This is a genomic window from Hyunsoonleella pacifica (genome assembly GCF_004310335.1).
Classification (GTDB): domain Bacteria; phylum Bacteroidota; class Bacteroidia; order Flavobacteriales; family Flavobacteriaceae; genus Jejuia; species Jejuia pacifica.
In genome coordinates, this window is sequence record NZ_SIRS01000004.1 from 131,252 (window position 1) to 153,538 (window position 22,287).

General features: G+C 34.1%; 23 protein-coding genes. 8 read left to right on the top strand and 15 right to left on the bottom strand.

The features are described from left to right. Positions 1 to 120: 120 nt before the first annotated feature. Genes EYD46_RS09775 through EYD46_RS09785 form a run of 3 tightly spaced genes read left to right on the top strand, consistent with a single transcriptional unit; the run spans position 121 to position 1,669 of the window. Positions 121 to 663 (top strand): RNA polymerase sigma factor, encoded by a 543-nt coding sequence (locus EYD46_RS09775; protein WP_130936904.1) that lies wholly within the window; start codon positions 121 to 123, stop codon positions 661 to 663. Positions 664 to 707: 44 nt separating this feature from the next. After that, positions 708 to 1,214 carry a hypothetical protein gene (locus EYD46_RS09780; RefSeq protein WP_130936905.1) on the top strand — a complete coding sequence of 169 codons (507 nt, stop codon included), beginning with the start codon at positions 708 to 710 and terminating at the stop codon, positions 1,212 to 1,214. A gap of 11 nt (positions 1,215 to 1,225) precedes the next feature. Next, the gene (locus EYD46_RS09785; RefSeq protein ID WP_130936906.1) at positions 1,226 to 1,669 is read left to right on the top strand and encodes a Spy/CpxP family protein refolding chaperone; all 444 of its coding nucleotides are present in this window, start codon (positions 1,226 to 1,228) and stop codon (positions 1,667 to 1,669) included. Between the two features lie 14 nt (positions 1,670 to 1,683). On the opposite strand, the gene EYD46_RS09790 is transcribed toward EYD46_RS09785, so the two are convergent. From EYD46_RS09790 to EYD46_RS09850, 13 genes are all read right to left on the bottom strand, one after another. Then, on the bottom strand, positions 1,684 to 2,730 hold the full coding sequence (locus EYD46_RS09790; RefSeq protein ID WP_130936907.1) for a WD40/YVTN/BNR-like repeat-containing protein: 1,047 nt from the start codon (positions 2,728 to 2,730) through the stop codon (positions 1,684 to 1,686). 78 nt (positions 2,731 to 2,808) lie between these two features. Then, positions 2,809 to 3,477 (bottom strand): SCO family protein, encoded by a 669-nt coding sequence (locus tag EYD46_RS09795; RefSeq protein ID WP_130936908.1) that lies wholly within the window; start codon positions 3,475 to 3,477, stop codon positions 2,809 to 2,811. After that, positions 3,458 to 4,018 (bottom strand): toxin-antitoxin system YwqK family antitoxin, encoded by a 561-nt coding sequence (locus EYD46_RS09800; RefSeq protein ID WP_229731348.1) that lies wholly within the window; start codon positions 4,016 to 4,018, stop codon positions 3,458 to 3,460. Before EYD46_RS09800 ends, EYD46_RS09795 begins: the two co-directional genes overlap by 20 nt. A 7-nt stretch (positions 4,019 to 4,025) precedes the next feature. Beyond that, complete coding sequence (locus EYD46_RS09805) at positions 4,026 to 4,802, bottom strand: YHYH protein (protein ID WP_130936910.1); 777 nt, start codon at positions 4,800 to 4,802, stop codon at positions 4,026 to 4,028. A gap of 226 nt (positions 4,803 to 5,028) precedes the next feature. Continuing rightward, positions 5,029 to 6,477: a CotH kinase family protein gene (locus tag EYD46_RS09810; protein WP_130936911.1), complete on the bottom strand. Its 1,449-nt coding sequence runs from the start codon at positions 6,475 to 6,477 to the stop codon at positions 5,029 to 5,031. A gap of 20 nt (positions 6,478 to 6,497) precedes the next feature. Then, entirely contained in the window at positions 6,498 to 6,797 is a 300-nt protein-coding gene (locus tag EYD46_RS09815; RefSeq protein WP_130936912.1) for an EF-hand domain-containing protein, read from the bottom strand. Positions 6,798 to 6,926: 129 nt separating this feature from the next. Then, positions 6,927 to 7,442, bottom strand: a complete 516-nt coding sequence (locus EYD46_RS09820) for a hypothetical protein (RefSeq protein WP_130936913.1) — start codon at positions 7,440 to 7,442, stop codon at positions 6,927 to 6,929. A gap of 2 nt (positions 7,443 to 7,444) precedes the next feature. Continuing rightward, positions 7,445 to 7,765: a hypothetical protein gene (locus tag EYD46_RS09825; protein WP_130936914.1), complete on the bottom strand. Its 321-nt coding sequence runs from the start codon at positions 7,763 to 7,765 to the stop codon at positions 7,445 to 7,447. 38 nt (positions 7,766 to 7,803) lie between these two features. Continuing rightward, positions 7,804 to 8,382 (bottom strand): RNA polymerase sigma factor, encoded by a 579-nt coding sequence (locus EYD46_RS09830; RefSeq protein WP_130936915.1) that lies wholly within the window; start codon positions 8,380 to 8,382, stop codon positions 7,804 to 7,806. Positions 8,383 to 8,580: 198 nt separating this feature from the next. Beyond that, positions 8,581 to 9,234 (bottom strand): SCO family protein, encoded by a 654-nt coding sequence (locus tag EYD46_RS09835; protein ID WP_130936916.1) that lies wholly within the window; start codon positions 9,232 to 9,234, stop codon positions 8,581 to 8,583. A gap of 37 nt (positions 9,235 to 9,271) precedes the next feature. After that, on the bottom strand, positions 9,272 to 9,784 hold the full coding sequence (locus EYD46_RS09840) for a toxin-antitoxin system YwqK family antitoxin (protein ID WP_130936917.1): 513 nt from the start codon (positions 9,782 to 9,784) through the stop codon (positions 9,272 to 9,274). A 57-nt stretch (positions 9,785 to 9,841) separates the two neighbouring features. Further along, positions 9,842 to 10,618: a YHYH protein gene (locus EYD46_RS09845; protein ID WP_206662892.1), complete on the bottom strand. Its 777-nt coding sequence runs from the start codon at positions 10,616 to 10,618 to the stop codon at positions 9,842 to 9,844. A 20-nt stretch (positions 10,619 to 10,638) separates the two neighbouring features. Further along, complete coding sequence (locus EYD46_RS09850) at positions 10,639 to 11,949, bottom strand: sulfatase-like hydrolase/transferase (RefSeq protein WP_130936918.1); 1,311 nt, start codon at positions 11,947 to 11,949, stop codon at positions 10,639 to 10,641. A 311-nt stretch (positions 11,950 to 12,260) separates the two neighbouring features. Between EYD46_RS09850 and EYD46_RS09855 the strand changes: the two genes are divergently transcribed. The 5 genes from EYD46_RS09855 (at position 12,261) to purL (ending at position 20,084) form a co-directional block, all read left to right on the top strand. Next, positions 12,261 to 13,478, top strand: a complete 1,218-nt coding sequence (locus EYD46_RS09855) for an RsmB/NOP family class I SAM-dependent RNA methyltransferase (RefSeq protein ID WP_130936919.1) — start codon at positions 12,261 to 12,263, stop codon at positions 13,476 to 13,478. Between the two features lie 201 nt (positions 13,479 to 13,679). After that, a complete protein-coding gene (locus EYD46_RS09860; protein WP_130936920.1) occupies positions 13,680 to 14,411 on the top strand; it encodes a hypothetical protein in 732 nt (243 codons plus the stop codon). A 25-nt stretch (positions 14,412 to 14,436) separates the two neighbouring features. After that, positions 14,437 to 15,300, top strand: coding sequence for a fructosamine kinase family protein (locus EYD46_RS09865; RefSeq protein WP_130936921.1), 864 nt, complete (start codon positions 14,437 to 14,439; stop codon positions 15,298 to 15,300). A gap of 261 nt (positions 15,301 to 15,561) precedes the next feature. Then, entirely contained in the window at positions 15,562 to 16,134 is a 573-nt protein-coding gene (locus EYD46_RS09870) for a hypothetical protein (protein WP_130936922.1), read from the top strand. Positions 16,135 to 16,358: 224 nt separating this feature from the next. Next, positions 16,359 to 20,084, top strand: a complete 3,726-nt coding sequence (gene purL / locus EYD46_RS09875) for a phosphoribosylformylglycinamidine synthase (protein WP_130936923.1) — start codon at positions 16,359 to 16,361, stop codon at positions 20,082 to 20,084. A gap of 87 nt (positions 20,085 to 20,171) precedes the next feature. Here the strand turns inward: purL and EYD46_RS09880 are convergent, their stop codons facing one another. Beyond that, positions 20,172 to 21,440 carry an L-lactate MFS transporter gene (locus EYD46_RS09880; RefSeq protein ID WP_130936924.1) on the bottom strand — a complete coding sequence of 423 codons (1,269 nt, stop codon included), beginning with the start codon at positions 21,438 to 21,440 and terminating at the stop codon, positions 20,172 to 20,174. Positions 21,441 to 21,477: 37 nt separating this feature from the next. Then, on the bottom strand, positions 21,478 to 22,251 hold the full coding sequence (pflA, locus tag EYD46_RS09885; RefSeq protein ID WP_229731349.1) for a pyruvate formate-lyase-activating protein: 774 nt from the start codon (positions 22,249 to 22,251) through the stop codon (positions 21,478 to 21,480). Between the last annotated feature and the right edge of the window lie 36 nt (positions 22,252 to 22,287).

A 22,287-nucleotide genomic window follows, 5' to 3' on the forward strand; every position in this document is an offset into this window, starting at 1 on the left:
TCGATATTTAATTTTATAATTGTATGATTATTAAACAATTACAATAGCAAGGCGTTTTTAAAAAAAATCACGTATTAAACTTTAGCTATATTTAACAGTCTAAAATTTTAAATCACTTTTGTGAACAACGAAATTCAACTTGTAAAAGAGTTGCAATCGCAACAACATAAAGAGAAAGCCTTTAGAGAACTTATTTCTCTCTACAAGGAGCGCTTGTATTGGCATATCCGTAACATTGTTAAATCACATGAGGATACTGATGATGTCTTGCAAAATACATTTATTAAAATTTATAAAAACATTAATAACTTTAAGGGAGATAGTAAATTATTTTCTTGGATGTATCGCATTGCTACTAATGAATCTATAACGCTGCTAAATAAAAATGCTAAACGTTTACAGATTACCAGTGAAGAAGTACAACAGTTAGCTATTAACAACCTAACCTCTGATGTTTATTTTGAAGGAGATGCTATTCAATTAAAGCTTCAAAAAGCTATAGCAACTCTACCCGAAAAACAGCAATTGGTATTTAATATGAAGTATTTTGAAAATTTAAAATATAAAGAAATATCAGACATCCTAGAAACTAGTGAAGGCGCCCTAAAAGCATCTTACCATATTGCAGTAAAAAAAATTGAAGTATACTTAACTGATAATTAAACCTTTTTACGAATTATGCGTCTAAATAAATGAATGCTTAAATAATGAAAAACAAAAACTTACATAGCACAAAGACTACTGGTTTTAAAACTCCAGAGGGTTATTTTGATGATTTAGATGAAAAATTACTACAATACATTAAAAGTGATGACCTTTCTGTTGATAAAATTCCATCAGGTTTTAAAGTACCAGAGCATTATTTTGAAGGAATTGAAGATAATATCATTACAGCCGTTTCAAAAGAAAAAGACACCAAAGTAATACCTTTATTCAGCAAAAAGAATATTCGTTATGTTTCTAGTATTGCTGCTTCGGTATTATTATTGATTAGTTTATTTATATTTAATAACAAACCTGAATTTGACGATCTAGAAACACAAACCGTTGAAAATTATATTATTGATGCCAATATTAGTTCTTATGAAATAGCCTCTTTATTATCCGAAGATGATATTAATGAACACACATTTATCACAAATGATATTGAAGATGAAACTATAGAGGCTTATCTTTTAGACACAGGCGACTTTGAAAGTTTAATGATTGAATAAAATTTTAAAAAATGAAACAATTAACTACTATAATACTTGTGCTATTTTGTACTCTTAGCACCTATGCGCAACCAAGACATAGCGAGCGTATTAAATCTTTAAAAATTGCTTTTATTACGGATCAGTTAAATTTAACTACAGAAGAAGCTCAAAAATTTTGGCCTGTTTACAATGATTTTGAGGAAAAGACGTCTAAAATTAGATTTGAAAAAATAAGAAGTATAAGAAATAATATTCGTAATAATTATGACTCACTTACTGACGAAGAGGCGAAAGCTTTAATTAAAAAAATGAGCGCTGCAGAAAACAAATTACATGAATTACGCAATACATATCACGCTAAAATCATGGATATTATTCCTGCCAAAAAAATTATCAAACTAAAAATAGCTGAAGAAGATTTTAAGAAAAAAATGTTAAAAGAATTGAGAAATAGACGAAAAGAGAAGCCTTAAAAGCTTCTCTTTTTTTATTTACGAAATATTAATTTAGAGATTTTACCTTTACCAGCTGCGTACGCCATAGAGTCGTTTAAAAACCTAACAGTGTAAAAGCCTTCATCACTTAAGTGTTGCCATGTATTACCCGCATCATTACTAAAATCAATACCCTTAAAACCGACTGCTACTAATTCCATTCCATTACTATTCGGTACATATTGCACACAACTACGATATCCTGGATTTTTATGTTGTGCAACTAACTCCCATGTTTTACCACCATCTTCAGTTCTAATTTTATTGTCACTATTATCATCTGGGTTTGTATAATCGCCACCTATCGCAAATCCGTTTAGTTCATCATAAAAAGTAATGGAATAAATGCCTTCTGTATCTTTATCTTTGATTATAGGTGTATCGTACACTTTCCAAGTTTTAGCTTTATTGGGCGAGTAATATACACGCCCTGCAGTTGTAGCTATCCAAGTATGACTACCAACAATTGCAATATTAGTATCACTGGCAGCAAAAGCTCCTTCATTTTCCAAGGCTTTTGGAATATCATCACAAGATAACTTAGTCCAATGTTCTCCTCTATCACGTGTAATAATAATGCTTAAACAACCATCTACAGCATCTCCTATAGCGATCCCCTCTTGATCATTCCAAAACTCCATAGAGTCGTAAAAAGCTTTTGGATGTGTTTCCTTGTAAACCACTTGATTATCAAAAATTCCTACACCAAATAGTAAGGCAGGGCTTTCTATACCCAAGACAAATCCACCTTCACTAGTAGCAGATATTGCTCTAAAGTTGGGTATTATTGTATCATATTTATGCTGTACTAAAAACTCGTAATCAGTAATACCTTCGTGTTCATTAAGTATTCCTACCTCACCCGCTGAAGTAGCAAAACACCCAAAACTTTCTCCATAAACTTCTAATGCTCTAACATTTAACAGAGAATCTTCAACAATATTTTCAATATTTACTTTAGAAATCCGATCTCTCCTTTTTTCCTGTTTTTTACAAGACACAAAAACCAAAAGCACTAAAACCACAATAAAATAACGCATAATCTTGAATTTTATTAAAAATAGAAAAAGCTTCGAGAATAAACTCAAAGCTTTTAATCAAAAAATCTATTAATCAAATCATCCTTCTTTTTTCAGTGCTTTAATATCTTCAATTAATTGTTGTACAGCTGTTTTATTTAAACCATTATAAATACCCCGGATGTGTCTTCGCTTATCAATCAAAACGAAGTTTTCGGTATGTAAAAAATCGTCCTTAGTTTTTAGCTTACCCAAATCTTCTTCCACAAAATAAGCTTGCCTTCCTAAATCATATATTAAAGAGCGTTCTCCTGTTACCAAATGCCATTTATCACTATCTACTTGTTTATCCTCTGCATAAGCTTTTAATACAGAAACAGAATCTGTTTCTGGTGTAACCGTATGTGATAACAATAACACAGAATCATCTGTTAAAAATTCGTCTTGCAGTACCTTCATATTTGCTGTCATTTTAGGACAAATACCTGGACATGTTGTAAAAAAGAAATCTGCTATGTAAATTTTATCTTTAAATGTATTTTGTGTAACAATTTTCCCCTCTTGATTCACTAATTCAAAATCTGAAATTTTATGAAATGTATTCAGTTTTTCATCTTCAACATTAAACCAATGTGGCGTAAATGTTGCCTCGTTGTAAAAAGGTAAAGTAGTCACCCTGCCTTGTTTTTCCTCAATATTTTTACACGAGAAAGACAATACAAAAAGTACAATAGTATAAAATATATATTTACATGTTAATCTTTTCATCCTCTAATTCATAACACAATTTTGCTTTTCTTAAACCAAAAGTTCTACCATTTTTAGCTTCGTAATTAATATAAATTTCTCCGTTTTTTAACCAAGCTTGCTGTAAGCCTTCTTCTTGACCTTTATTATAATGTGTCTTTCTTGCTATTTGCCCTGTAGAAAACCACCTTTTTTGTTCTCCTTGCTTCAGTCCATTTACAAATTGTGATTCGGATGCTAAAACCCCATTATCCCACCAAACTTTCATTGTATCGTCCAAACGATTTTCATTATAATTAGATTCCTTTTGAAGTTTTCCATTAGCAAACCATTTTTGCGCCTTACCTTGTTTAGCTCCATCAATATAACCAATACGTTCAGCTATATTTCCATTGGTATGAAAACTCACAGCATATCCATTAAATAGCTCATTTTCATGAAACCATCTACCAAGATTGGGCTTTAGGATAACTTCTTGTTTATTGACTTCTATATTTGCTACAGTTCTAGTAGAATTTTTATGTTTTGCACATCCAAAAACACAGCATAATATAAAACACAAACAAAACCTAGTTGATGCTACTTGGAGTGCCTTGATAATCTCCTGGAAAAATAATATAGTATTGATTAAGGTATAGTTCATTCTCGATATGATAATGGTATTCTACAATATCAGTAGTATGCTGAGTAACTGATGTGTGTCCGCCAGAAGCATCCAAATCGGTTGGATATGTTCCAGTAGAATTACATTTTCTTCCATAAATAAAAAATCCATCAGCCAATATACCTACTAACTTTTCGTCATCATTTGTCCAAGCTTTTGGTTCTAAATGATAATGGTAAGCTTGCGGACCAATATGCCCACCTGTATAATCCAAACTAGCAGCTGCCTGATTTAACGGTCCGTTACCTTCTTGATCATTATAAATTGCTGCACCACTTACAGCTATCCCTATAGCCCCTAAACGTGTAGCTGTAGAGGTACTCGCCAATTGAGGATTTTGGGATACCATTAATGTTGCTGATGCATCATATCCTGGAATTCTACTTGGCGTAAGTTGCACGTTAGGCTCATCCATATAAAGCGCATTACCTTCTCCCCAATAGACGGTTTCATGGTTAGGCAAACCTGTAGTTTCTATAACTACATTAGAGCCACTTAAATAAACATCTGTTTCATCTTTATCGAACTCAGCAAATGCTGGATGTAGTTCTCCTGTAGTTTCTTCTTCCATCTCTGTATCTTGAGAAGTACTATCATCACTATTGCCACAAGCTATAAAAGCAAATACAAAAAGTAAAGAAATACTTAAAAGGGTAAAAGATGGCTTTAATACATTTTTCATACTATTTTTATTTACAACAAACGCAAATCATTACGATGTTAAGAGTTATCACTATTAGAACAATTGCTATTAGTAGATATATTAGTTTGTTCTGGTTAAGTTTCATTTATTTGGGGTTTGTTTATCTTTTTAGATGCATGTTTTAAAGAAAACTTGTGCTTTTAATAAAAAAGACTTCATAATTAGTATTTATATGAAGCCTTTTTCTACCAATCAACCAAACAAATTATTTGTTTAAATAACTATTCACTGCTGTTGTGCGAGATGATACGTGACTCTTCAATTCATTAACTGCTACTTGAAAATCTGCACTTGTATTTAAAAAGGTATATCCTGAGACTTCTGATGTAGCATATTGCTCAATTAATGCAGTATACGAATCGTAAAGCGCTTGTATGCTACTCACTTTAAACGGACCATCAATTACTTCTTGTAAATAGGTGTCATATTTAGCTTTGTATACTTCATCTTGATACATGTACCCAATTAATGGCCATTCAGACGCTGAAATATCAGAAAAATCCAAACTGGGAGATCCCCCACGTTTCCCTTCTTGTAATGCTTCATTATTATCCCAGGGAATCCAAGTTAATTTATTAGTATCTGAATTATTATATAGATAATAATTATGTGTCATACGTCCATAAGTATCCCAGTTTTGAATAACTGTATTTACTGCCAAATATTTTAAAAATACATCTGTATCAAAAACAGTCTCTAGATTATTTCTCCATGTAACAGCATCAGTAGTTCTTAAATTATCATTTATGGCAGTTAGCAATGCTTGTACATCTGAAAAATCAGCTTCATCTTCATTAGTTTTCTTTTCATATTCATCTTCATTATAAGTGCCCACTGCAAAACTGGCTGCATCTCCATCTGGTTTATATAAATTACCATCATCATCAGAGAATTGTGTATCTAAAACACTTCCATCAACTTCTTCAACTAACGTATACAATCCAAAATACTCAGGGCCGTTACCATGATCTACATAAAGTGTATAAAACGCAGTATGGGAGCCTACTAACCCAGCATTTCTAAATACATCTCCTGCAACTTTTTCTCGTAGCATAGATTTGTCATCATAATTATTTTTGAGACTAAACTTTTTAAAACCATAAAAACGTTGGTTATCTATTTGAGGATAATCATCCTCAAACTCATCAAAATCTAGTTTAAATGACAGCTTTAAAATCCCGTTTCGCCAACTAGATTGTAAACTGGAATTCCCTTTAAATCTTACGCCTACACGATACCATTGTTTACCATTATAAAACACTTCGGCTGGCACAAAAATTGGGTCTTCATCGGTTTCGATTAAACCGCCACCTGGACCACCGCCACCAGACCCAAAACTACCGTACATAGCCGTCATATCATCCAACATACTTTGCCAACGGGTTTCTGTAATTACTATATCTAGCCTTTTTACTGTGTTATCCTCAAACACTTCATCAAAATTAGGATCTATATCTTTAGTATGTGTTTCTGTAGTCCAATCTGTAGCTTCAAAATCTGTATCATCTACAACTACCTCAACGTCTTCCTCTTCCCCTTCTTCCAAGATTTCTTCTGTATTAGAATCATCATTGCTACATCCTATTAGTGCAACTAAAATCAATATTAACAAAGAGGTCTTTATTGTTACCTTAAATATATTTATCTTATTCATACCTTCAATTTTTTAAAATTTTAATCTCTTTCTTTCCCATCTTTTCTACGTTTTGGTTTTGGGGCTTTCTTTAATTCTTCTTCAGTAATAAAACCATCTTCATTAGCATCAACTTCATCAAAATGTTCTTTTAAAGGACCTTTTATTTCCTTCTTTGATAATTTTCCATCTTCATTAGCATCCATTTTTTCTAATAACTGTTTGAAAGTTGGCGGCTCTCTTCTTTTTTGTTTATCATCAGATTGCCCAAAAGCGTTATTTGTCATAAACAGGGCGATAGCTACAATCAATAATGCCATTCTAAATTTGTCTCGTTTCATTGGTTTAAATTTTATCGTTATATATTTTTAGATGTGTTCATGATTCTAAACTTGTGGCTGCTAATGTTAAAAAAAGCATAAATAAAAAAGACGCTCTGGAATTGAGCGTCTTTATTCTTTTTTAAACAATTAATGTTCTGGTAGATGAGGAGGTCTGTGTTCTGGTCTAGGGGGTCGGTCTCTATGAGGTGGACCTTTTTCTCTAAATCCCCCTCTTAATGCATCTTGGAGTATTTTACCAAATCTTTCTTTTTGCTCAACACTACACAGTTCTTGAACTTCTTTAAAGTGCCGAAACACTTCTAAATCTTTTAAAGTCTCCATATCTCCAATTAAAACAGCAATAGAATCTACATCTTTATCTACCATTGAGGTATCTGAGAAGCCACTAAACAATTTATCTTTTAATGTCCTAATTTCATCTGATATTCCTTTCATCTTTTGTCTATGCTTATGGGTTAAAGCTCTAAACGCTTGCTTTTGTTTATCATCAAAACCAAGTTCGTTTATCAAAAAATCAGCTGGAGGCTTGTGTTTCTGTACTTTTTGTTCTGTTTCACTACTACCTAAATAGTTGTAGAGAAAAAACCCATTTACAATAATAAGGAAGAGAAGTAAAATATATAAGGGTAAATTTTTCTTCATAATTAATTATTTAAAATTGAAGTACTTGTATCGTTAGTAGATAACCCATAAGACTCAGCAAACTCGCTAACATTTTCTTCATAAGTTGATGTTTCTTGTAATCTCGTAAATGCCATTACATTTAAAACTACAACGCAAACTAAAGTAGCCAACTGCAATTTAGGTGTAAACCAAGACCAAGCGATGTGTTCCTCCTTCTTTTCAGCAAATAAAACATGCATCGTTTTATCTTTAAAAAAGGGAGATACATTAACCGTTTCAGTATTATCCAAAATGTTTAAAGTCTCGTCAATTTTCTGTTGTAGGTTCTTATTGCTTTCCATATCAAATATTTAGATGCATTAAGTTTTAAAAACTTGCGTTAATTATTGTTTTTATAAAAATTTTCTAAAAGCTTCTGTAAATTCTTTTTTGCCCTGAACATCAACGACTCCACTGAAGACAAACTTTTCCCCACAATATCACTAATCTCTTGATAGCTTTTTCCATCTACTTTATGCAAAGTAAAAACCACTTTTTGAATCTCTGGTAATTGGTTAATTGCATAAAATAGCGTCTCACTTTTTTCCTTATTTTCTAAAATAATCCCTGGATGGTTCATTTCCGTAAAATAACTGCTTTTATCTATAGGAATTTCATTTCCTAAAATCGATTGCATAAATCCAAAACGCTTTTTGGTGTTACGCTTTCTAATAAATTCCAAACATTTATTGGTAGTTATCCGATAAATCCATGTGGACAATTTAGAATTTCCTTTAAATTTACTAATAGAATTAAATATTTCCACAAAAACCTCTTGTGCAATATCCTCAGCATCCTCCTTGTTTGGAATAAACGAAATACATGTAGCAAATACCTTTTGCTGAAAATCATCCAACAACTTCCCATACGCATTGGCGTTATGGTTCCGTAATCCTGCTATAAACTCGTTTTCCGTCAAATACCTAATTCAAATTACATTACCAATTCTATACTAATGATAATTTTTATCGATACATCAAAGCTAAGCTTTGATGAAAGCTTTTTCAGTTTAGATGCTTAAAAAAAATAAAACTTGTGCTTTATATTATTTTTTTATCAAATACAGAAAAGCTTCGAGAATACTCCCGAAGCTTTTTATTAAATACACATAGCTACATCAAATTTCTTGTTTTAATATTTCAATGTGTCGCTTTAAGCGTTCTACATCTATGGGTAAAGTACCATTATAAACACCACGTATATACCCCAGTTTATCTACCAAAACAAAATTCTCAGTATGTATAAAATTATTTTCATCTTGAGTTTTTGTAAAATCTTCATCTGCAAAATAACCTGTTCTAGCAATAGCGTAAAGTGCATCTTTATCCCCTGTGACTAAATGCCATTTGTTAGAATTAACATTATATTTTTCAGCATAACGCTTTAGTAACGGCACTGAATCTCGCCAAGGCATTACAGTATGAGACAATAGCATAATATCCTTATCCGCTTTATAAGCTTCTTGAATAACTGCCATGTTTTTAGTAAGCTTAGGGCAAATACCTGGACAACTTGTAAAAAAGAAATCAGCAATGTAAATTTTACCTTTATACGTATTGTTGTTTACTGTATCTCCTTTTTGATTTATAAATGCAAACTCAGGTATTTTATGTTTTGGTGTGTCCCATTCTGGAGTAAAATCTGCAGCATTAAAATAGGGTAATCTTGTAATTTTATTAGAGATATTTTTATCCGTTTTAGTTTTACAAGATGTGCTAAATAATAAAATTATAGCAAAAAATAAATATGACAAGATGTTTCCTCGTGCCATTAGAAGCAGTCGAAAACAAATCAATTGAGAAAATATATTATTGCACTTCATCTTTGTCAACTGTAACTGTATAACATTTTTTTAATCCAATTAAACCAAAACGCTCACCAGCAATTACTTCATAATTTGCTTTTATAGCTCCATTTGGTTTCCACATTAATTGTTTCCCCTCTTCTTTGCCTTTATTATAATTAAAATCTCGAAATGGTTGTCCAGATTTATACCATTCCTTTACTGTGCCATGAAACTCGCCTTTATCATTAAAATGATATTCAAACTTCAAAATACCCGAAGGCCACCACGATTTATGAATACCTGTTTTAAAACCTTCAGTATAAAAACGCTCACTTAATATATTACCGCCTTTATACCAGATGTTTTCAGCTCCATGTTTCTTCCCTCCTTCGTATGTAACTTCAGATTTTAAATTTTTAGCATCATAATAGTCTAATAATTTCCCGCTAAAAGGTGTCTCATTATAAAATAAAATACCATTAATAAGTTTTAGGTTTTCATCTAATACATTGATCGTTTTTCTATCAGATGGCATCTTGCAGCTACCAAAAACTATCAATAAAAAGATCATATGAAAATACGTAAACTTCAACTATCGTGATATATTTCCTGGCGTACCGTAAAAGCCATTACCGTTAATGTAAGGGTCCTGATTGGTAATATGATAATGATAAATACCATCAGGAAAATCAGCAGTTCCATGCGTGTGCCCATGGTATACATCCAAATCATCATTGGTTATTATTACCCCATTTTCTTCAGGCCCATACACAGGAAATCCATCGGCTAAAAGACCTAAAAATGCATCTTCACCAAACTGCCCTGTCAAATAAGTAGGCTCAATATGGTAATGGTATTGACCTCCCCCGGCAGGATGCCCTAAATGTTGATCAAACGAATTTATTTCATTAGTTAAAGGAGAACCACCTGCAGCATATTGGTTAAAGAATACAACACCATTTCTAGAAATACCAATAGGCCCCATTGACGTGGCTTGTTTATTAGTGGCTTCTTCAGGATTTAAAGTTATAGTAAACACAATGTTTTGTTCTGCAATCTCGTTTGGGTTCTGTCTAAAATTAGTATTAGTGCCATTATAGGCTTCATATAAAGGGTTATTAATAGGCCAATACGGACTTGTATGATTTGGCAAATTGGCTGTAGTAAACGTTACAGTACTTCCATTTACGGCATACGATAAACCTGTACCTTCAAATTTTGATAGAATATTGCTAATATCATAAGAGTTTTCTGGAATAACCACTTCTTCATCTATAGTCAAATCGTTAACGCTATCATCTCCATTAGAACATGCTATTATCGCAAAAATTAAAAGCATGAACTGTATTATAAATTTGGGTGTTTTCATAGTAAAAAAATTTTATTAGTTTATATTTTAATGTTATTTAATTGGGTTTCCAAATTGGTTTTATTGCTGGCTTCTTCGTTGGTTAAACCTCCGTTAGAATTCAATAAATTTGTGGTCTCCAGAGGGTCTGATGACAAATTGTAAAAAGCTTCTGTATCATCAACAAAACGTATGTACTTATACGTATCATTTCTTATAGCATAATCAAAACCAACACCTCCACTATTTACTTCAGCATAACTGTAGTCCCTTACCTTTACTCCAGACGTGCTCAACATGGGTTTAAAATCTTTGCTATCACTCATAGCACCAACCTCGGCATCAGCAATAGACGCTATGGTTGCAAATAAATCCGTAGAATTTAAAATAGCATCCTCGGTAACACCTTTTCTAGTAACACCAGCTCCAGAAATAATCATAGGTACACGAATACCACCTTCGTATACACTATTTTTTGCACGTCTCCCAGGATACTCTTGTACTACCCGATTAGGAGTACCATTATCGCCAATAAAAACAATAATCGTATTATCGCGCTCTTCTTGCGTCATAGAATCAAGAAGTCTTCCAATTTCGGTATCCATAGCTTCCAGCATAGCCATATAATATGGTAACGGATTATTATCCACACTCGCTTGGTCGCTAGGCAAATTGCCTTGACTGTGTAAATTAGTATCTGGTAAATGAAACGGTGTATGGGGTGCATTATATGCCAACCATAAAAACCAAGGTTGCGTTTGTGCATTAACCCAATCAATAGCCAAATCGGTAAATTTAGTGGTAGTGTATACGTCACTATCAATGGTCTGCCCATTCTCAACCAAACTCCACTCCCAATAATCCCTTACACCACCAGATAAAAATCCCGCATATGTACCTACCCCCATGTTATTAGGATGAGTAGTATCAGAAGATAAATGCCACTTCCCGATAACCGCATGGGCATATCCAGAATTATTGGTATCTAAATGCCGTTGTATCGAAGTTTCACTAGTAGACAGAACATCTCCAACGCCTGTTACACCAGTTCTAAAACCATATTTACCAGTAAGTATACTGGCACGGGTTGGCGTACACACTGCATAAGACCATATGTTATTAAACACAATACCGCTAGATATCATGCTCTCTAAATTTGGCATATTAGGCTTAATATCCCCGATAGCATAGCCAGGGGAAGCATCCACCCCCATATCATCAGCTATAATTAAAAGAATATTAGGCGTATTAGTAGCAATGTTTGTATCGTCTTTAGGCGTATCAATATCGTCAGAAGATCCACAGGATAGCAAGGCAATTAATAAAACAAAAGTAAGTGTTGGTAATTTCATTTGGAGTATGATTTTCTTTCTAAGACTAAAACAAATACAAAAGGTTTAATTATTTTTTTAGCGTTCCCCTCTCGGGTCAGGCTTTCCGTTTCAAGTCCTCGCACCTCCTACGTCGGGCTGTGGGCTTTCCTCTGCAATCCCTGCCGGCAGGCAGGCTTAACGCACGTATCTGCCAAAACCAATGCAAAACCAAAAAACAAGACCACCAAAAAACAATCAGCAAAGTACACAATAAAACAAAACGTTTAAACAAAGTAACAAATCAACAATTAAACAATTTAAACGTACCTTTGCACCCTCAATAAAACACCATGCGATTACACAGAAACCTCTGCTTTGCCGTAATAGACGGATTAACGCAAATCTTTAACGAAGCGCAGTATGCCGATAAAGTCATCCAACAACTCCTAAAACGCGATAAACGCTGGGGCGCTCGAGACAGAGGTTTTGTAGCCGAAACTACTTATGACATCGTACGCTGGAAACGTCTCTACGCAGAAATAGCAGAAGTAAAAGAACCTTTTGATCGTGATAACCTTTGGCGCATGTTCGCCGTTTGGGCAACATTAAAAGGCATAAAGCTACCCGATTGGAAATATTTTGAAAATACCCCAACCCGAAAAATAAAAGGACGTTTTGATGAACTCTCAAAAACCAGAAAGTTAAGAGAATCTATACCTGATTGGATTGACGAGCTGGGATTAAAAGAACTGGGAGAAACTAAATGGACCAAGGAAATCGCTATGCAAAATGAGCAAGCTGATGTAATTTTAAGAGTTAATACCCTAAAAACTACAAAGGATCAGCTTCAAAACATACTATCAGACGAAAATACTATTGAAACCGAATTCATAAAAGGCTATCCATCAGCCTTAAAATTGACTAAACGCGCCAATGTATTTGTAACCGATGCTTTTAAAAAAGGGCTTTTTGAAGTGCAAGACGCCTCATCCCAATTGGTCGCAGAATTTTTAGATGTAAAGCCCGGAATGAAGACAGTAGATGCTTGTGCTGGTGCAGGTGGCAAAACACTACATATAGCTTCTTTAATGGAAAACAAAGGACAAATTGTAGCGATGGACATCTACGAAAGCAAACTTAAAAAACTAAAAATAAGAGCACGTAGAAACGGCGTACACAACGTTGATCTAAAAGTGATTGATTCCACAAAACCAATTAAAAAATTACACAACAAAGCAGACCGCGTTTTAATAGATGCTCCGTGCTCTGGCTTAGGTGTATTGCGTCGCAACCCTGATGCCAAATGGAAATTAGAACCCGAATTTTTAGATAGAATTAGAGGTGTACAACAAGATGTTTTACAACAATACTCTAAAATGGTAAAACCAAATGGAAAACTAGTTTACGCTACCTGTTCCGTATTACCATCAGAAAATCAAAACCAAGTAGAAGCCTTTTTAAAATCAGAAGCAGGCACCAATTTTGAGTTTGTAAAAGACAAAAAAGTGCTGGCGCATGAAAGCGGATTTGATGGGTTTTATATGGCGTTGTTAGTAAAAAAAGCTTAGTTACTTTCCATTCTTAACTTATTTCAGAGTCTCGTTTTAAGTACTTTAGATATATCACAAATAAATTATCATAGTTAATTGGCATACACTATTCCAAATATATTTTTTGTAGTTCTAATCGGAATTTCTACCGCTTATTTAACTTTTTTAACTACAAAAGGGCAACTAACGGACAACAGGTATACCAACATATTTAAGAAATTGACAAAAAGAGGCAAACTAGTCCTTTTTGCTCTTCTTTTCATACTCTCTTTATTAATTGGTCAAGAAATTAACAACCAAAATCTTAATAGAAATAGGGATTTTCAGCTACTCAATGAAAGACAAGAAAGAGACATCTTTATAAAGAAAGGTATAGATTCAAGCACCTCAAAAATATTTAATAATTTATCAAAAGCTTTTGCTGAACAAGGTTTAAAAATTGACTCTGTTAATAATTCCATAATAAAATTGAGGGACTCAATAAAAAGTACTATCAGAGTTGACAAACAACCTTTTTCTGTTTTCAAGATTGATACTAGTGGCATCTCAATAAAAAAAGATACAAATAACAAAGATTACATAAATATTTCATTCACTAGTAGAGATGCGCCTTCATACGACTTAAATGTAACATGTTATCTGCTTACGGTGTTTAACAATAAAGCTCATGAGCTTTATAAACTTAATCCTCTTCCAAAACACCAAATATATCCGACCAACGCAATTTGGGACTTTAGATGGATGACTAATATTGAAGATATTTCCAAAATCTATTTGAGAGCCATAGGCACTTATAAAAGTGTCGGCAAAAAGAAACTATTCCATATTGATGATATAATTATTTACGACAATAAAACCAAAGAAAACAATGTTCTAGTAAGTTCTGGCAGAGAAGATTTCATAAACTTTTTGAAACAATATCCAAAAAACAAAATAATTAATATTGATTAGTATTTTGTAAATTCTCTCTTTTATAATGAGTCCATATTTCAATTCGATTATAACCAAAGCCCTGAACACTTCAATTGAGGAACTAACTCAAATTTCAGGTGGAGATATCTCACAAGCCTATAAAATCTCAACACCACAAGCAGATTACTTTTTAAAGGTTAATAATGCACCAGATGCGTTAACCATGTTTCAAACTGAAGCTTATGGTTTACAATCCATAGCTAAAACCAATACCATAAAAACACCAAAAGTCATAGCTTGTGATGTTTTTGAGAATTCAGCATTTTTAATTTTAGAGTTTATTGCGTCGAAATCTCCTTCTACTCAAGATTTTAAAACCCTTGGAGCTCAATTAGCACAATTACATAAATGTACATCCAAGTATTTTGGGTTAGATAGTGATAACTTTATCGGGCTATTGCCACAAAGTAACATCCAGCACAAAATATGGGTAGATTTTTATACGTATCAACGCTTACAACCACAATTAGAACTAGCCAAACAAAAAGGCTTGCTTCAAGACTCTGAATGCCCAAAACCAGAACATATTAAAAATAAATTAAAACCACTTTTTGAAGACATAACACCTAGCTTGTTACACGGCGATTTATGGAGTGGCAATTATTTAATTTCAAAAAACGGCACGCCTTGTCTAATTGACCCAGCAGTATATTACGGACACGCTGAAGTGGATATTGCTATGAGTAAACTTTTCGGCGGTTTTAGTCAATCGTTTTATTCAGCTTATCACGATTATTTTCCTATGGATATAAACACTAAAACAAGAATAGAAATTTATCAATTATATTATTTATTGGTGCATTTAAATATGTTTGGACACTCATATTATGATTCCGTAAATTCTATTTTGAAAAGACATTTTACTTGATTTTGTAAAAACTTACTACTAATTTCGTTTGCAACCAGATATGTACCATTAAAATTATATATCCTTAAAGTTAGTATTAATATCAAAATCCAATCTTTGAAAATAATTGTTGCTCTAACCATTTGTATTCTATTTTCGAATTGTAATGTAGATTCGAGTAAATTAAGCGCTTTTAATAATTTGAAAAATACTATTTGGATTGACTCACTTTGTAATGAATTTCATTTCAAAGATTCTACGTTCATAAAAAGAGGTTTATTTATGAAAGAGTCAATTTTTGACGAAATCGGAAAATTGAATTTAAACAAGGAAATTGAATTGCTCTTTGACTATGGCAATAACGAAATTAAAAAGTTTTATTTAGAAAGTAATCTAGAAGGCAAACTTGTTTTTAAACCTTTGGATAAGTACAGCGATTATATAACTTTATTTAAAAAAGATTCAATAGAAAATACTGGACTAAAAATAGAAGAATTAAAACTAAAAATAGAGCCTCTTTATCTATGTTCCTCTGGTATAACTGAATTAATAATTACAAAAGATAAAAAAACTGAATATAGAAGAATTGAAAAGAACTATGAATTGGAAGTAACAACTTTTTCTGATTCAGCATTTCATCAATTGGAACAATATTTAGAAATTCTAAAATTTGACAAGTACAAAGAGATTTATGATTTTCCCGGTTTTGATGGAACGAATTATGAATTGAATTTAAAAACAAACCTTTACAGCAAAACTATTAAATGTACACAACGTCCAACAGAGGGATTACGTAATTTAATGTCATTTATGTATTTGAAATTACAAACCGAACAAAAGATTACTACCAATTAATGAACATAATTAATTACTTTTTCTCGCCTACCTCTGAAAACACCTGTAAATTCAACAACTTAGTGGGTACTTTACCTAAATTTCTCGAAGGAGGTGGACAACGCCCATAAATTTCTTGTTAAAAATACTGTTAATAACAGGTTATCCTTCAGACAAAAAAGACACTTTGAATCGCTAAAAAAGTGTATTTTTGCACTTTCTATAAACATCCAAACGCAACACGAATGATTCATTTCTTTGGGAACGTAAATAGCAAGGTTTTTGCGGTTCAAACAACAAAAGAATTAGGTCCTGAAACAATTTCAAAATTAACATGGCTTTTTGGTAACCAACCTAAAATTGAACAAGCATCTTTAGATGCTTTTTTTGTTGGACCTCGTGCCGCAATGATTACACCTTGGAGTACCAATGCGGTGGAAATCACTCAAAACATGGGGGTTTCTGGTATTATACGCATTGAAGAGTTTCAAGCAGTTTCCGTAGATTTTGCAGATTTTGACCCGATGATTTCTGAGAAATTTAATGGCTTACACCAAGAAAGTTTTACCATTGATATTGAACCCGAACCAATTTTAGACATTGAAGATATTGCGGCGTATAACGTACAGGAAGGCTTATCTTTAAGCGATGAAGAAGTGGCCTATTTAGAGGGTGTTTCAAAGAAAATAGGTCGCCCATTGACGGATTCTGAAGTGTTTGGATTTTCTCAAGTGAATTCTGAGCATTGTCGCCATAAAATTTTTAATGGCACATTTGTGATTGATGGCGAAGAAAAATCGACGTCATTATTCAAATTAATTAAAGAAACGTCAAAGCAAAATCCTAACGATATTGTTTCGGCATATAAAGATAATGTAGCCTTTATAAAAGGTCCAAAAGTAGAACAGTTTGCACCAAAACGTGCTGATGTTCCTGATTTTTATAGGACTGAAAATTTTGATTCTGTAATTTCACTAAAAGCAGAAACACACAACTTTCCTACCACGGTGGAGCCTTTTAACGGTGCCGCTACAGGTTCGGGAGGCGAAATTCGTGATAGACTTGCAGGTGGTAAAGGCTCTATTCCTTTGGCTGGAACTGCAGTGTATATGACGTCTTATTCTCGACTAGAAGACAACCGTCCTTGGGAAAATGGCGTTGAAGAACGCGATTGGCTATACCAAACCCCAATGGATATTCTAATAAAGGCCTCTAATGGTGCGTCAGACTTTGGTAATAAATTCGGTCAGCCTTTAATTTGCGGCTCGGTATTAACGTTTGAACATGAAGAAGATGCCCGCAAACTAGGGTTTGATAAAGTAATTATGCAAGCTGGTGGAATTGGTTACGGCAAACAAGACCAAGCCTTAAAAGACACACCTAAAACAGGCGATAAAATAGTAATTCTTGGTGGCGAAAATTACCGTATCGGTATGGGAGGCGCTGCGGTATCAAGTGCTGATACTGGAGAATTTGCCTCAGGTATCGAATTGAATGCAGTACAACGTTCTAACCCAGAAATGCAAAAGCGTGCTGCCAATGCGGTACGAGGTATGGTGGAGAGTGATGAAAACTTTATTGTTTCTATTCACGACCATGGTGCTGGTGGACATTTAAATTGCCTATCAGAATTGGTGGAAGATACAGGTGGAAAGATTGATTTAGATGCTTTACCTGTTGGCGACCCTACCCTATCGGATAAAGAAATTATTGGTAACGAATCTCAAGAACGTATGGGGTTAGTTATTTCTGAAAAACATATTGACACGCTTAACAAAATAGCAGATCGTGAACGTTCGCCAATGTACACCGTCGGGGATGTTACTGGCGACGACCGTTTTACCTTCAAATCTAAAACCAGAGGCAATACGCCAATGGATTTAGCCATGGAAGACATGTTTGGCAGTTCGCCAAAAACGGTAATGACAGATAATACCGTAAAACGAAACTATGCTGATGTTGCGTATCATTCTGACAATTTTCAAAGTTATTTAGAGCAAGTATTACAGCTAGAAGCCGTAGCCTGTAAAGATTGGTTAACTAACAAAGTAGACCGTTGCGTTGGTGGTAAAGTAGCAAAACAACAATGTGTTGGTCCGTTACAAATTCCATTAAACAATGTTGGCGTAATGGCATTGGATTATAAAGGAAAAGAAGGTATTGCCACTTCTATTGGCCACTCGCCTATTTCTGGATTGATTAATCCTGTAGCTGGAAGTAGAAATTCAATAACAGAAGCCTTAACTAATATTATTTGGGCACCTTTAAAAGATGGACTTAAAAACGTTTCCCTGTCTGCAAACTGGATGTGGCCTTGTAAAAATGATGGCGAAGATGCACGTTTGTATGAGGCTGTAGAAGCCATTTCAGAATTCGCTATAGATTTAGGCATTAATGTGCCTACCGGAAAGGATTCGCTTTCTATGAAACAAAAATATCCTAACGAGGATGTAATTTCTCCAGGAACAGTTATCATTTCTGCCGCAGCCAATTGTAACGCTATTTCTAAAGTTGTTGAGCCTGTTTTAAAGAAAAACGCAGGAAGTATATATTATATCAATATATCTCAAGACGATTTTAAATTAGGTGGTAGTTCGTTTGCGCAAGTATTAAATAAAATCGGGAACGATGCGCCCAATGTAAAGGATGCTAACTATGTTAAAAACGTATTTAACACCATTCAAGATTTAATTAGAGACGAACAAATAGTTGCAGGACATGATATAGCATCGGGTGGATTAATTACAACGCTTTTAGAATTGTGTTTCGCGGACACGAATTTAGGTGTTGAGTTAGATCTCTCCGCTTTAAATGAAAACGACTCCATTAAATTATTATTTGCTGAAAATGCTGGAATTGTAATTCAGACGAAAGACGCTTCTATCGAAAAGATATTAGCTGATACTAAAATCGAATTTTTTAATATTGGTAAAGCTACTGAAAGCGATACCTTAAGCATCATTAATAATACTGATGTGTTCACACTAACAGTATCTACATTACGTGATGTTTGGTACAAAACCTCTTTCTTATTAGACCAAAAGCAAACTACAAATGGTTTAGCACAAGACAGGTTTAATAATTATAAAAAGCAACCATTACAATATACATTCCCAAAACATTTTACAGGGAAACTGAAAGACGTCATTGCGAACGAAGTGAAGCAATCTCCCACTTCAAATGATGAGATTACCACGTCGCAAGGGTCTCGTAATGACAGAAGGAAACCTAAAGCAGCCATCCTTCGTGAAAAAGGTTCAAACTCCGAACGTGAAATGGCAAACGCTATGTATTTAGCAGGTTTCGATGTGAAAGACGTACACATGACCGATTTAATCTCTGGTCGTGAAACTTTAGAAGATATTCAGTTTTTAGGAGCTGTTGGAGGCTTCTCTAACTCTGATGTTTTAGGTTCTGCTAAAGGTTGGGCTGGTGCCATAAAGTATAACGAAAAAGCAAAAGCAGTTATAGACAATTTCTTTGCTAGAAAAGACACATTATCTGTTGGGATATGCAATGGCTGTCAGCTTTGGATGGAACTAGACCTTATCAACCCAGAGCATGAGGTACATGGCAAAATGCATCATAACGATTCGCATAAGCACGAAAGCAGTTTTACATCGGTAAAAATTCAAGAGAATAATTCTGTGATGTTATCCTCGTTAGCAGGAAGCACTTTAGGGGTTTGGATTTCACATGGCGAAGGTAAATTTAGCTTGCCATACACTGAAGACCAATACCATATTGTGGCAAAATACGGTTATGAAGGTTACCCACACAATCCTAATGGTTCGGACTTTAACACCGCAATGATGACTGATAAAACGGGACGCCACTTGGTAACTATGCCACATATTGAACGTTCCACCTTCCAATGGAATTGGGCAAATTATCCTGATGGCAGAAAAGATGAAGTTTCGCCTTGGTTAGAAGCATTTGTGAATGCTAGAATATGGATTGAGAAACAATAAAAAACTAAAGTAACCCCAAAACACCTTACACGTTTTGGGGTTACTAACCAATTACAAAAAAATCAATTAATCATAAAATTCGCAACGTTAAGCGAACTTCAATTTTTTATTTACGTTTTTATCTTTTTTTTGGTACGCTTTTACTACAGTACGCTTCATTAATAGCGACACCAATAAAGCCACAACAAACAAACCTGCAAATACTTTAAGCGTAGTATCTAAAGAGCCTGTAGCGGTTTTAACCATATCGTATATTGTTGGCCCTACTACTCCTGCTAATCCCCAAGCCGCTAGTACCATACCGTGGATAGCTCCTAATTGTTTGGTACCAAATAAATCTCCTAAAAATGCGGGCAAGGTTGCAAAACCACCACCATACATAGTAATTACCGTAAACAATACAACTAAGAACAACATTTCCATACCAATTTGTGGTAAGAAATAGAAAGCTAATATTTGAAATCCGAAAAACACAATATAGGTATTGGCACGCCCAAAATAATCGGATAGTGTAGACCACATAATTCTACCCAAGCCGTTAAACACACCTATTAAACCCACAATAGCTGCGGCTTCCATTGGAGTGTAGTTTAATTTCTCTTGCATCATAGGGCTTGCTGCTGATATAATAGCGATACCACATGCAATGTTTATAAACATCATAATCCAGATGTAATAAAAGCGTGGGGTTTTTAAAGCTTCATTCGCCGTAATATTTGCCAAATCTTTTTTAATGGTTTTACCTTCTCCCGGTTTAAAACCATCTGGTAAATATCCTTCTGGTGGTCTTTCGATGTATCTCGCTGAAGATAAAATTAAAACCATGTAAATTACTCCTAAAATGTAAAACGCATTGGATACCCCAACAGCCTCAAAAAGCGATTGCATTACGGGTCCAAAAATTAAGGCGGCAAAACCAAAACCCATAATAGCCATTCCTGTTGCTAAACCACGACGGTCTGGAAACCATTTTACCAAAGTACTTACTGGCGTAATATAGCCTAAACCTAAGCCTATACCACCTATAACGCCATAGCACAAATAGAACAACCATAAGGCTTCTAGTTGTACTGCTAACCCAGAACCTAAAATACCTATACCGTAAAACAAACCAGCTGTTGTACCACTTACTTTAGGGCCAACTTTTTCTACCCATCGTCCTAAAAAAGCAGCTGATAACCCAAGTAATAAAATGGCGATTTTAAATGCCCATTTTATCACACTACCATCTACATCAAATATATCTTTAACAGGGTTGGTCATTACCGAATAGGCATATACCGACCCGATAGAAATATGTATGCCCACAGCCGATGCTGCGATTAACCAACGATTTTTTAGTTTTTGTGTACTCATAATTTTTATGGTTTGAGTATAGCCTTCGCTTTACTCATTAATTTACTCTAACGTCTTTAAAATATGCTTTTAGTATGGCTACTGCCGCATCAATCTCTTCAGGTTTATTCTCTCTGGCATCTTTTAACGGGTAATCCCAACCTAAAGCATCCCATTTATGCACGCCTAATTTATGGTAGGGCTGCAATTCTATTTTTTCTATGGTTTTATAATCTTTAAAATACGCACCCATTTGGTGCAATAGTTCTGGTGTATTGGTTATTTCTGGAATAAGCACATAGCGTAACCACATAGGCTTACCAGAAGCTTCTCTGTATTTTGCAAAATTAAATGTGGTTTCCTTATTTTTTTGCCCAGTAATGTACTCATAGCCTTCTTCGGTCATATGCTTAATATCCAGCATTACCAAATCGGCATAATCATCTAATAATTCCTCTGTAAAATGATTGATAATTCTACCATTAGTATCAATATTGGTATGGATACCTTCTTCCTTTAAACGCTTAAACAGCGGAAGCAACTCTTTTGATTGTAACAATGGCTCGCCACCAGAAACGGTAACACCACCGCGTTTTCCAAAATAAGGCTTCTCTTTAATGGCCATTTGCACTAAATCTTCTATTGGATATTCTTTACCGCCATGAGTATCTATAGTATCTGGATTGTGGCAATACAAACACTTTAGTTTACAACCTTGTAGAAAGATTACCATGCGTACTCCTGGGCCATCATGTGTGCCAAAGGATTCAATGGAATGCACTCTTAATATGTTATCTTTATGTTGGATGACTTTAGGTTTTATAGTTAGCACCTGAAAAAGAAGCGTTTTATACTTTACACTTCTTTT

What these genes read in the sequence shown, in the direction of transcription:
- EYD46_RS09780 (WP_130936905.1), top strand. Translation starts at nt 708, where the DNA reads ATGAAAAACAAAAACTTACATAGCACAAAGACTACTGGTTTTAAAACT.
- EYD46_RS09785 (WP_130936906.1), top strand. Translation starts at nt 1,226, where the DNA reads ATGAAACAATTAACTACTATAATACTTGTGCTATTTTGTACTCTTAGC.
- EYD46_RS09790 (WP_130936907.1), bottom strand. Translation starts at nt 2,730, where the DNA reads ATGCGTTATTTTATTGTGGTTTTAGTGCTTTTGGTTTTTGTGTCTTGT.
- EYD46_RS09795 (WP_130936908.1), bottom strand. Translation starts at nt 3,477, where the DNA reads ATGAAAAGATTAACATGTAAATATATATTTTATACTATTGTACTTTTT.
- EYD46_RS09805 (WP_130936910.1), bottom strand. Translation starts at nt 4,802, where the DNA reads ATGAAAAATGTATTAAAGCCATCTTTTACCCTTTTAAGTATTTCTTTA.
- EYD46_RS09810 (WP_130936911.1), bottom strand. Translation starts at nt 6,477, where the DNA reads ATGAATAAGATAAATATATTTAAGGTAACAATAAAGACCTCTTTGTTA.
- EYD46_RS09815 (WP_130936912.1), bottom strand. Translation starts at nt 6,797, where the DNA reads ATGAAACGAGACAAATTTAGAATGGCATTATTGATTGTAGCTATCGCC.
- EYD46_RS09820 (WP_130936913.1), bottom strand. Translation starts at nt 7,442, where the DNA reads ATGAAGAAAAATTTACCCTTATATATTTTACTTCTCTTCCTTATTATT.
- EYD46_RS09825 (WP_130936914.1), bottom strand. Translation starts at nt 7,765, where the DNA reads ATGGAAAGCAATAAGAACCTACAACAGAAAATTGACGAGACTTTAAAC.
- EYD46_RS09835 (WP_130936916.1), bottom strand. Translation starts at nt 9,234, where the DNA reads ATGGCACGAGGAAACATCTTGTCATATTTATTTTTTGCTATAATTTTA.
- EYD46_RS09840 (WP_130936917.1), bottom strand. Translation starts at nt 9,784, where the DNA reads ATGCCATCTGATAGAAAAACGATCAATGTATTAGATGAAAACCTAAAA.
- EYD46_RS09845 (WP_206662892.1), bottom strand. Translation starts at nt 10,618, where the DNA reads ATGAAAACACCCAAATTTATAATACAGTTCATGCTTTTAATTTTTGCG.
- EYD46_RS09850 (WP_130936918.1), bottom strand. Translation starts at nt 11,949, where the DNA reads ATGAAATTACCAACACTTACTTTTGTTTTATTAATTGCCTTGCTATCC.
- EYD46_RS09855 (WP_130936919.1), top strand. Translation starts at nt 12,261, where the DNA reads ATGCGATTACACAGAAACCTCTGCTTTGCCGTAATAGACGGATTAACG.
- EYD46_RS09865 (WP_130936921.1), top strand. Translation starts at nt 14,437, where the DNA reads ATGAGTCCATATTTCAATTCGATTATAACCAAAGCCCTGAACACTTCA.
- EYD46_RS09870 (WP_130936922.1), top strand. Translation starts at nt 15,562, where the DNA reads ATGAAAGAGTCAATTTTTGACGAAATCGGAAAATTGAATTTAAACAAG.
- purL (WP_130936923.1), top strand. Translation starts at nt 16,359, where the DNA reads ATGATTCATTTCTTTGGGAACGTAAATAGCAAGGTTTTTGCGGTTCAA.
- EYD46_RS09880 (WP_130936924.1), bottom strand. Translation starts at nt 21,440, where the DNA reads ATGAGTACACAAAAACTAAAAAATCGTTGGTTAATCGCAGCATCGGCT.